This is a genomic window from Paracoccus ravus, assembly GCF_004522175.1.
In the GTDB taxonomy this organism is placed as follows: domain Bacteria; phylum Pseudomonadota; class Alphaproteobacteria; order Rhodobacterales; family Rhodobacteraceae; genus Paracoccus; species Paracoccus ravus.
This window is the reverse complement of sequence record NZ_SDEB01000003.1, coordinates 187,666-198,318: the sequence shown is the minus strand read 5'-3', so window position 1 is coordinate 198,318 and position 10,653 is coordinate 187,666. Positions and strand designations below refer to the sequence as shown.

At 61.9% G+C, this 10,653-nt stretch carries 10 protein-coding genes; 4 read left to right on the top strand and 6 right to left on the bottom strand.

What is annotated here, in order from left to right:
• Positions 1 to 11 precede the first annotated feature (11 nt).
• Positions 12 to 1,127, bottom strand: a complete 1,116-nt coding sequence (locus tag ESZ60_RS21225; RefSeq protein WP_245155571.1) for a Hint domain-containing protein — start codon at positions 1,125 to 1,127, stop codon at positions 12 to 14.
• 391 nt (positions 1,128 to 1,518) lie between these two features.
• Between ESZ60_RS21225 and ESZ60_RS04310 the strand changes: the two genes are divergently transcribed.
• Together ESZ60_RS04310 and ESZ60_RS04305 are read left to right on the top strand one after the other, a co-directional pair.
• Positions 1,519 to 3,165: an OpgD/OpgG family glucan biosynthesis protein gene (locus ESZ60_RS04310; RefSeq protein WP_134679184.1), complete on the top strand. Its 1,647-nt coding sequence runs from the start codon at positions 1,519 to 1,521 to the stop codon at positions 3,163 to 3,165.
• A 90-nt stretch (positions 3,166 to 3,255) separates the two neighbouring features.
• Entirely contained in the window at positions 3,256 to 4,767 is a 1,512-nt protein-coding gene (locus ESZ60_RS04305; protein ID WP_134679183.1) for a phospholipase D-like domain-containing protein, read from the top strand.
• Here ESZ60_RS04305 and ESZ60_RS04300 read toward each other — a convergent pair.
• The 5 genes from ESZ60_RS04300 to ESZ60_RS04280 are packed head-to-tail and all read right to left on the bottom strand — an operon-like array spanning position 4,754 to position 8,855.
• Positions 4,754 to 5,443 (bottom strand): fumarylacetoacetate hydrolase family protein, encoded by a 690-nt coding sequence (locus ESZ60_RS04300; protein ID WP_134679225.1) that lies wholly within the window; start codon positions 5,441 to 5,443, stop codon positions 4,754 to 4,756. The two genes, ESZ60_RS04305 and ESZ60_RS04300, sit on opposite strands and share 14 nt — an antisense overlap.
• 17 nt (positions 5,444 to 5,460) lie before the next feature.
• Positions 5,461 to 6,213: an ABC transporter permease gene (locus tag ESZ60_RS04295; protein ID WP_134679182.1), complete on the bottom strand. Its 753-nt coding sequence runs from the start codon at positions 6,211 to 6,213 to the stop codon at positions 5,461 to 5,463.
• Between the two features lie 6 nt (positions 6,214 to 6,219).
• Positions 6,220 to 7,032 (bottom strand): ABC transporter ATP-binding protein, encoded by an 813-nt coding sequence (locus tag ESZ60_RS04290; protein ID WP_134679181.1) that lies wholly within the window; start codon positions 7,030 to 7,032, stop codon positions 6,220 to 6,222.
• Position 7,033: 1 nt separating this feature from the next.
• Complete coding sequence (locus ESZ60_RS04285; protein WP_209021231.1) at positions 7,034 to 7,855, bottom strand: ABC transporter permease; 822 nt, start codon at positions 7,853 to 7,855, stop codon at positions 7,034 to 7,036.
• A gap of 10 nt (positions 7,856 to 7,865) precedes the next feature.
• Positions 7,866 to 8,855 carry an ABC transporter substrate-binding protein gene (locus tag ESZ60_RS04280; protein WP_134679179.1) on the bottom strand — a complete coding sequence of 330 codons (990 nt, stop codon included), beginning with the start codon at positions 8,853 to 8,855 and terminating at the stop codon, positions 7,866 to 7,868.
• Between the two features lie 198 nt (positions 8,856 to 9,053).
• Between ESZ60_RS04280 and ESZ60_RS04275 the strand changes: the two genes are divergently transcribed.
• On the top strand, positions 9,054 to 9,725 hold the full coding sequence (locus ESZ60_RS04275; RefSeq protein ID WP_209021230.1) for a FadR/GntR family transcriptional regulator: 672 nt from the start codon (positions 9,054 to 9,056) through the stop codon (positions 9,723 to 9,725).
• 133 nt (positions 9,726 to 9,858) lie between these two features.
• Positions 9,859 to 10,596 (top strand): calcium-binding protein, encoded by a 738-nt coding sequence (locus tag ESZ60_RS04270; RefSeq protein ID WP_134679177.1) that lies wholly within the window; start codon positions 9,859 to 9,861, stop codon positions 10,594 to 10,596.
• Positions 10,597 to 10,653 lie beyond the last annotated feature (57 nt).

The window sequence follows — 10,653 nt, the reverse complement described above, 5'->3', positions numbered from 1 at the left end:
GGATCGCGGCGTCAGGCCAGAAGCGGCTCGGCCCGGCGGGCATGGCGCGCGGCAAGATTGCGCCCATGTCTGCCCGCCAGGATCATCCGCGCGGCCTGAGGCAAGAAACCCGGCTCGCGCAATGCAGGAAAGAGCGCGTGGATTTCGGCCAGCGCCGCAGGCCCAACCGCGCGCAGGGCCGCACCGCCCGGATAAAGCGATTCCGTGGCCGCCCCATTCGAGGTCACGATCTCGTGCCGGTCGAACAGCAGGTGAAAATACTCGACTTCGGGAATATCCGTGGCAATCGTCACGCCCCCGAGGGCAAGCAATTGCTTGGCGGCGACCAGAACCTCGCATGCGCCGAAAAGCTTTTGCGCAAGGCGCGAGCGCAGCAGGATGCGATGCTGCGGCGAAACCACGAGATCCCGTGCCGGGCTGTTCAAGCCAAGCGCGCCGGCGGCAATCCGGATCGGCTGCATGTTCGGCATCGCGCGCAGATCCGCCGCGCCAATCTGCACGGATCCGATCCAGCGGATCGCCTGAAGCCCATGATCCTGCGTCAGCACCAGATCTCCCGCCCGCAGATTTTCGATGGCGACCTCTCCGCGAGGGGTCGCGATCATCACGCCGCGGGCAAAGCAGGGTGCCGGCAACGACGGCGCGACGGGTTGCGGCATTTCCTGATAATCACTGTCGCCCGTGCCGGTATAGTTCGGGTATAGCGCGACGCCCTCGGGCGGCCATTCGCCTTGAAAGGTATAGCCCGCGATCTTGCCGTCATTCACGCCCAGGGCAACAAGGCGGTATTCCCGGCTCTCGCCATCGACGGTCGCCCGCAGCGCTATCTCGAACTCATCCTCAATGACAGTCCCTGCGGGGTATCCCAAAAAGGACGAGACCAGTCTCTGGGTGGTTTCGCCATGGTCATAATCATCCAGCGTCATGCCGTTTTTGTCCGTGTCATCGACGGTAACGGATACGAGCAAATCGCGGGAATAGGTAAAAAAGCCATTTGCATATTGCCAACCCGATCCGCTTGGCGAAATGTAGCTGTCGTGAAAGGGCTGATAGGAGGTCTGCCATTCAGACAGTTTCCCGGAGGTGAATGCCGAAGGAGGAAGTGCATCAAAACTATAGATTGCCATGCTTTTTCCAATCGAACATGAGCTATCGGACGCCCGTGAAAGCACGAGCGCCTGCTATAGATGGACATGTCCGGAAAGGTCAGCGTGCGGCCAGAACGCACTTACCAAACATATGTGACCACCCGCCGGCGTCCCAGTCGCTCAGCGTAGTGTAGTCGTATTATATGTTTTACTCTCCAAACAGTTGTCGAATTGGACAGTGTCGAATTGGACAGGGTGGCGGCTGCTCTGCGCGCGTGCAGATCCGCCGGAACATGCCGGTCGCGAAATGGAAAACGCGCGAGTTTTCGCGGCTCGGCTCGTGAAACACTTGCCACGGACCCGGTGATCCAATTAGCGATGGCGCATCGAATTTCCGTCCCTTCCGGGGCCGCTTCCACGGAGACCTTCCTTGCGCCTTCGCTCATATGTCCTGACCGGCATCGCGGGCCTCGCCCTGCTTCTCGGCCAACCCTTGCTGCCCGGATCTGGCGCCAGGCTGGCTGCGCAGGAGGCAACCTCGGCATTCAAAGCCACCTTGGGTCCGTCGCAACCTTTCAGCTTCGACCTTCTTGCGGATGAGGCACGAAATCTGGCCGCGACACCTTATGTCGCCCCCGTCGTGGCCCAGCCCGAAGTCCTGGAGCGGATCGACTATGATGCGCATTGGAAGATCCGTTTCCGCCCCGAGACGACCGTTCGGGTCGGGGACGTTCCGGTCCAGTTCTTTCATCTGGGAACCTATTTCCGCAACCCGATCACCGTCGGCGTCGTGGAAAACGGCAAGGCCCGTCGCATCGGCTATGATCCGCGCTTTTTCGAGATCCCCCCGGGCAGTCCCGCCCATGACCTGACCGAAGGAACCGGCTTTGCTGGTTTCCGGCTGATGGACCCCGATCTCAAGACCGACTGGATCAGCTTTCTGGGCGCATCCTATTTCCGCACCTCGGGGCCGGTCGGGCAATATGGGATGTCAGCCCGTGGCCTAGCGATCAATTCGGGCATGTCCACGCCCGAAGAGTTTCCCCTGTTCACCAAGTTCCTCATCGAAAAGCCCAAGGACGGCGAGGCCGATGTCACGATCTATGCCTTGATGGACAGCCCCTCGGTCGCGGGGGCTTACCGCATGGACATCACGCGGGGCCAGCCGGGCATCGGTCAAACGATGCGGATTTCCTCGCGCCTGTTCTTCCGAAATCCCGTCGAGCGCCTGGGGATTGGCCCGCTGACCTCGATGTATTGGTATTCGGAGACCAATCGCGTGCTGGGTTTCGACTGGCGGCCCGAAGTTCATGACGCGGACGGGTTGATGATGGTGATGGGAAATGGCGAACAGGTCTGGCGGCCGCTGATGAACCCGCCCCGCGTCGTTACTTCTAGCTTCATGACCGAAAACCCCAAGGGTTTCGGCCTGATGCAGCGCGATCGGCGCTTCGAGAATTACGAGGATGACGGCGTGTTCTACGAAAAGCGCGCCTCGGTCTGGATCGCCCCTCGCGGCGATTGGGGTCCGGGACAGATCCAGCTTGTCGAGATCCCGACCGATGACGAGATCTATGACAATATCGTGGCTTTCTGGAATCCCGCCGAACAGCCTGTCGCGGGACAGGAGAGGCGCTTTGATTACGATCTGACCTGGATGGAGGATGCCCCGGTGCCGCAGCCTCTGGCTAAGACGGTCGCGACGCGGATCGGGGCTGGCGGCGTGCCCGGTCATCCGCGACCCGCGGGCCATCTCAAGCTCGCGATCGACTTCGAGGGGCCGGCCCTGGCCGGCTTGGGCCAGACGGATGGGGTCACGCCGAACATCTCGGTGCCCGAGGGCGTGCGCCTGGTGCAATCCTATGCCCTTCCCGTCGTGGGAACCCATCGCTGGCGGCTGATCTTCGATATCGCCGCCGAAGGCGTCGAAACCGCCGATCTGCGCGCCTATCTGGCCCGTGACGGCAAGCCCCTGACGGAAACCTGGCTGGGTCAGGTCCACCCCACCCAGTTCGATCGCGCCCGGGCCGGGCATGGCACCGGCACGCCCGCAAACGGATCGGCCGAGGCGAATTGATGCGGGGGATGCCCAAAGGCATCCCTTTCCGCTTGGAACCCGCTTGATCCCGGCGTGTTGGGAAACACCAAAGGTCAAGCGGATTGGACAATGTCTGAACTTTCCTTCCGGCCGGGCCGGAACTGTTGGCGCGTTGCAGATGCGCGTTGTTTTTCCTTCATCATCGACGGGCAGGACTATTTCCGCGCGCTGCGACAGGCCTTTCTGGGGGCGGAACGCTTCGCGCTCATGGTCGGATGGGATTTCGATTTCGAGATCGAGATGCTGCCGGGCGAAAGCGACGACGAGGGCCTTGCGCCGGACGGTTTTCCCAACCGGGTGGGACCTTTCCTCGAGGCACTCGTCGAAGCCCGCGAGGGGCTCGACATCTATCTGTTGAAATGGAGCGGCGGGGCGCTGGTCGCGCCCGGGCGGGTTCTGCCCGGCGCAAAGATGAAGTTGCTTGCGCCCGGCCAGATCCATCTCGCCTTTGACGGCCGGCATCCTATCGGGGCCTGCCATCATCAGAAGATCGCGGTTTTTGACGACTCGCTGGCCTTTTGCGGGGGCATAGACATGACCGACGGGCGCTGGGACCGGCCGGCGCATCGCCATGAGGATCCGCGGCGACTGTCGCGCGATGGCACGCCTGCACCGCCCTGGCACGATGCCTCGGCGGTGATCTCTGGACCGGCGGCCGCGGAACTGAGCCGTCTGGCGCGCGAGCGCTGGCTGCGGGCCAATGACGAGCCCCTGCGCGAGACGTTCAGCCCGGGCGCGGACCTCTGGCCCAAGAGTATTTCGCCGGACCTTTCCGACGTCCCGCTTGCGATTGCGCGCACCGAACCACCCCAGAGCGATCAGCCGACGATTGCCGAAATCGAGCAGCTTTATCTGGACGCGATCGCCTCGGCCAAAGAACATATCTATTTGGAATCTCAGTATTTCTGCGCCGACAGCATCGCACGGGCCATCGCGCGGCGGCTATCCGAGCCAGACGGTCCCGAGATTGTCCTGGTGAATCCCATCGCGGCCTATGGCGCGATAGAGGATCAGGCCATGCATATCACCCGATCGCGCATGGTGCGCGCCATGCGCGAACTGGACCGGCATGATCGGTTCCGCATCCTTTATCCGATGAACGAAGCAGAGGATCCGATCTATGTCCATGCCAAGATCTGCATCGTGGATGACCGGCTGCTGCGCGTGGGCTCAAGCAATCTTGACCGCAGATCGATGGGTTTCGACACGGAATGCGACGTGGCGATCGCGGGGGATACGCCCCGGTCCCGCGATTTCATAGCAACTCTGCGCAATCGTCTGCTTGCCGAACATCTTGGCAGCGAGCCTTCCAAAGTCGCCGATGTGCTGGCCAAAACCGGCTCGCTGATCGAGGTGATCGAGACGCTGAACCCGCGCGAGGGGCGCGGGTTGCGCGAACTGCCCTTGCGTCGGGAAAATCTGATTGGAGCTTTGCTGGCCGATACCCGGTTCTTCGATCCGCGATATCGGCGTAGCGCGAGGGCAAGGCTGGGCCTGACCTCGCGCCATGTCATGCTGGGGGCCGCCGCCGTCGTCCTGGCGGGCGGCCTTTTTCTGCGCCGCCGCGTCAGACGACCTTGACCGAGATGCTGTCCACCCCGTCAACGCTGCCCTCGATCAGATCGCCACGTTCGACCTGACCCACCCCGGCGGGGGTTCCGGCAAAGATCACGTCGCCGGGTTTCAGCTCGAACAGGCGCGACAGATAGGCGATCATTTCCGGCACTTTCCAGATCATCTGGTTCAGATCCCCGGTCTGGCGCGTCTCGCCATTGACGGCGACACGCAGCCCGCCTTCGGTCGGATGGCCGATCTCGGAAACCGGATGGATGGCGCTGCAGGGGGCCGAGGCCTCGAAGGATTTCGCGATCTCCCATGGCCGGCCCATCTTCTTGGCCACCGCCTGCAGGTCGCGCCGGGTCATGTCCAGGCCGACGCCATAGCCAAAGACGCAATCCAGCGCGGCTTCGACCGGGATGTCCACGCCGCCGGATTTCAGCGCGACGACCAGTTCGATCTCGTGATGGACGTCGCTGGATTCCGAGGGATAGGGAAAATCACCGCCCGGAGGCACGATGGAATCGGGGTTTTTCTGGAAGAAGAAGGGCGGCTCCTTGTCCGGATCATGGCCCATCTCGATCGCATGCTCGGCGAAATTGCGGCCGACACAATAGATCCGGCGCACCGGGAACAGCGCGTCGCTGCCCGCGACCGGAATGGTCGGCGTGGGTTCCGGCGCGAAGGCATAATTCGCCACCTGGGTCATGTCGTTCATCATCTTGCTCCTGCGTAATATTCGATGCGTTTTTCGGCTCGTTCGACGATCGCGGAGAGCAGCATGGCCGCCGCGAACAGAACGATGGTCAGTGCCCAGAAGCGCTCCATGTCGAAGCTTCTGGAGTAAAGTTCGAACAATTCGCCATAGCCGATCACGGCCACGAGGATCTGTCCGATCACGACGCCCTTGACCCCCCGGATCAGTCCGATGCGGATGCCGGCAAGGATTTCGGGAAGGGCGGAGAGAAGGATGATCTTGCGCAGGATCACCCCGCGCGACGCGCCGTAAGAGCGCGCCATTTCGATCAGAGATTGCGGGACCTGCATCACCCCTGCCCGCGCGTCCAGGACGATGATCCAGACCGCGAAGAGGAAGACGGTGACGACGATGGTCGTCTCGCCCATGCCGAACAGGATCATCAGCACCGGGACCAGCGCGGAAAGCGGCGCGCTGACGAACATGTTCACCCAGAGGCCGCAGATATTGTCGATGATCCGGAACCGGCCCATCAGCACGCCCAAGGGCACGCCGATCGCGATGGCCAGCGACATGCCGATGACAAAGGATTTCACGGTGATCCAGGTCGCATTCTGCCAGGAGGCGGTCTGCACAAGACCCAGCCCCGCAGAAAAGATCGAACTCATCGGCGGGATCAGGAAGATCAGATCAAGCTGGCCGACGATTTCCCACAGCAGGGCCCAGACGAGCAGCGAGGCCATCATCGGAATGCGGAAACCAAAGACTGTCATGGCCGCTCACTCCGCATAATGGCGCAGGCTCTGCCAGATATCCTCGACGACATCGAGATAGGCCGCATCGCGGCGGATCTCGTCGGGGCTGGCCGAGCGGTCGATCCGGGGTTCGATGATGCGCGCAAGCCGTCCCGGACGCGGCGACAAGAGCACGATCCGGTCCGAGACATAGACCGCCTCTTCGATCGAATGGGTCACGAAGATGAAGGTCTTGCGCTCGATCTCGACCAGTCGGAGCAGATCCTCCTGGAACTTGCGACGGTTCTGTTCGTCCACGGCCGAGAAGGGCTCGTCCAGCAGCAGCACATCGGCATTGACCGCGAAGGCCCGCGCAATGCCGACCCTCTGGCGCATGCCGCCCGACAATTCATGCGGGAATTTGTCCTCAAAGCCCTGCAACCCGACCTGCTCGATGTAATTGCGGGCAATGCGGTTGCGTTCGCCCTCGGCCACGCCCTTCAACTCGAGCCCGAAGCCCACATTGCGCAGCACCGTGGCCCAGGGCATCAGCGCGAAATCCTGAAAGACGAAGGCGCGCTCAGGGCCGGGACCGGTCACCACGCGGTCATTGATGACGATCTGTCCCGATGTTGCGGGGATCAGCCCGGCGATGATCTTCAATAGCGTGGTCTTGCCGCAGCCCGAGGGACCAAGCAGCGTGGTCAGCTTGCCGCGCTCGAATTGCAGGTCGATCCCGCGCAGCGCCTCGACAGCGCCATAGCGTTTGCAGATCCCCTCGACCCGGACGACAGAATCATCGGTGGTGACGCTTTCGGGGTCGAATTGCGCAGCGGCAGTGCTGGCTTGGATGGTCATGTCACTTCCTCCTCTTTTCGGGGCGGAGAATATTCGTCTCGAACCATTGCAGCCCGGCCAGCGTCAGGGTCGAGACCGCGATGATCGAGGCGACGGCTGCGTACATATGCGCGTAATTCGCGACCGAGCGGTGATAGGTGATCAGATCGCCGATCCCGGTTGGCGTGATCAGCAATTCCGCGAGCATCACCCCGATGAAGCCCGCCGCCACGCCCAGCCGCAGCCCGGCGAAAAGGACGGGCGAGGCATCGGGGATGATGATCTTGAAGATCTGCTGTCTGCGCGAGCCCTGAAACGAGCGGCACATATCCACGAGAGAGGGGTTCACATGCCGCACGGCCTTATAGGAATTCAGCACGATCACCGGCAAGGCCAGCATGATTACCGCGAGCGTCTTGGCCGTCAGCCCGATGCCATAGATGAAGGTCACCAGCGGCACCAAGGCGGCCATGGGTGCGGCCTGCAAGACGATGAAGACGGGGGCGAGCAGCCATTCCGCCTTGTCCGAGAGTCCCATCAGGATGCCGATCCCGATCCCGCACAGGGCCGAGATGACCACACCCAGAACCAAGGGCTGCAATGTCAGGAAATAGGCCCGGATCATCGTGCCGTCGCCGACCATCTCGAAAAAGGCCGCGACCGTGTCCGAAAATGTCGGAAAGGCATAGCTGATCGGAATGCGGCCTGCGATCTCCCATGCGGTGAACAGGCAGGCAAGCGACAGGACGACCCAGAAGGATCGCCGCCTCTCGGCGAAAAGCCGGATCGCCTCGAGGGTGGTTGGCGCCTCACGGGGAAGCGCCAGCTTGGTTTCCTGTGACATCAAAGCCATCTCACATGGTCCCGATGCGGCCGACCACCGTGTTCAGGATGCCGAGATCCCAGAAATCCTCGACCTTCAATTCCTTGGGATCACCCGTCAGCGCGCCGGATACGGTATAGAAGTCGAAATCGCTTTTCGCCGCGGCCTCACCGCCGCCATTCAATGGCAGCGCGTCCTTGAGTCCCGCGAAATAGGGCTCGATCTCGGCCACCATCTCGGGCGTCGCATCTGGCAAGAGCTTGTATTGGTCGCGTAGTTTGGTCACGACGGCAGGATCGGCGGCGATCTCGCGCCAGGTCGTCAGGATCGAGTCGACGAGGATCTCGGCATCCTTGGCATTCTTTTCGAGATACTCGGTATTGGCGAAAAGCGCCTCATCGGTCGCTGCGATATCTCCCAGAGGCAGGAAGGTGAACTTGTCCGGCGCCTCTGCCTCAAGCACGCGCTTGCCCGAGGAATCCACGATGGTCGCCTTGACATTGCCCTGAAGCAGCGCGCCGGTCCGGACCTCGGCCCCCGGAACATAGGCGACGCTGGAATATTTGATGCCGTTCTTTTGCGCCATCATCTGCATGATGGCCTCGGTTCCCGAGCCACGGGAATGGACAGCGATCTCTTGCCCGTCCAGATCGGCCCAATCCTTGTAAAACTCGGAATTGACGACCGGATACATCTGCAATTCACTGAGTTGCAGGAACATCCGGATCGGTGCCTTGACCTTTTGCAGCAGCGCATAGGGTCCGCCGATGCCGATATCGGCCTGACCGCTGACCACGGCCTGCGCCGCGATATCCTCGCTTTTCAGGAAGACCGTCTCGACCTCGACGCCCTGCTCCTTGGCGCGCTCGAGTGCAATCAAGAGGCCCAATGTCTCGACCGTCGCAATATCGCCGAAGGCGACGCGCATCGGATCAGCAATGGCCGTCGCCGGAATGGCGACCGTCAGGCTGAGTGTCGAGATGACGGCGGCAGTCCTGATCCGTTCAGCAAGATAACCCATTTCTTCCTCCCCATCGCTCGGGCTCTCCTCAAAGCCCAATGCAAACCAATGTTGCATTCGATTCGGAATGATTGTCAACGAATTGCTTTCTACTTGGCCTAAACTTAAGAAATATCCTTAAATCACTGACGTATTGACACGCAGAACGGGCCGAGCAATTATACAACCAATCTTACATTGGTTTCGCAAATGCAGAATATGATGCCCCTCTCTCCGGTCGAAAAGCTGCGTGGCTTTCTGGAATCAGCCGAGCTTGGCGAAGACGGCCGCTTGCCGCCCGAACGTGAACTGGCCGAGACGCTGGACATGGGCCGTACTGCTCTGCGCAAGGCGATGGCGGTGCTTCAGGGACAGGGTGTGGTCTGGCGACATGTCGGCAAGGGCACGTTCATGGGCGATCGCCCGGTCGAGACGCCGACGGACCTCAACGCGATGATCCGTCGCACCAATCCCCTTGAGGTGATGGCGGCCCGCGTCGCCTTCGAGCCCGAGATCGCCCGTCTTGCCGCCGTGAACGCCACGGCGGCGCAGGTGTCAGAACTGCGCAATTGCGCCCAGAAATGCCGCCTTGCGACGAGCTGGAGGCTATATGAGCAATGGGACAACCGGCTGCATCGCAGTTTCGGCGAGGCCGCGCAGAACAGCCTGCTCCTGGGCCTGCTGGATACGATGACGGCGGTGCGCCGCGCGGTCACCTGGGGCCGTCGGCGCGTGCATCCCGAGCGCCCCCCGCGCGAACATCACAGCTTCGAAGAGCATGACCGGATCGTCGAGGCCATCGCCGAGCGCGACGGCCCCGGCGCCGCCGAGGCCATGCGCCGTCATCTGCGCAGCGTCGAGATTAAGCTGCGTGAAACATTGGGATATTGACCGGCATGTCGGCGGTTTCATGCCGGGGCCCGGAAGTTTTTCGTCCGACCGTGGAATGAACCATCTTCGGGCTTCGTCTGTCTGATGGGGGCAAGTCAAAAGCCGCCCGCGAACCGACATGATGGAGAATCCCATGGCGATCATCCGAGGCAATGACGACGACAACCGCATCAACGGCACCAGCGCGGCCGACAGCCTGTACGGCATGTCCGGTGACGACACGATTTACGGCTATGATGGAAATGATCTGGTCGATGGCGGCGAAGGCAATGACCGGCTGGATGCCGGATCGGGCAGCAACCGTGTCCTTGGACGCAGTGGCAATGACCAGATCTGGGCAGGCAATGGCACGGATACGATCGACGCGGGCGAGGGCAATGACGATGTTCGCGCCGGAAACGGGCATAACAGCATCACTCTGGGATCGGGAAACGACCGCTCATGGTCCGGAAATGGCCGCGACACGATCAATGCGGGCGAGGGCAATGACATCGTCTATGCCGGAGGCGGCTGGGACGTGCTCATCGGCGGCGAAGGCGACGACCTGCTGTCGGGTCAGGGCGGAGCAGATCGCATCACCGCCGCAGACGGCAACGACACCCTCAATGGCGGCACCGGCAATGACACCATGACCGGCGGTGAGGGGGCGGATGATTTTTATTTCAACGGCGGAGTCGATCGCATCACCGATTTCGAGAATGGCGACGACGAGATCGACGTCTCGTATTACGCCCGTTTCGACAGCTATGCGGATATCCGCGCGGCAGCGAGCCAAAGCGGCAGCGACGTGGTGATCAGGGCCGGAACCGACCGCCTCGTGATCGAGGGTATTTCGATCAACCAGCTCAGCAGCGACGATTTCAACTGGTGAAGCCGCTTCACCCCTGAACAAGACCGCCGCCGGCCTCCCAACCGGCGGCGTCCCGGC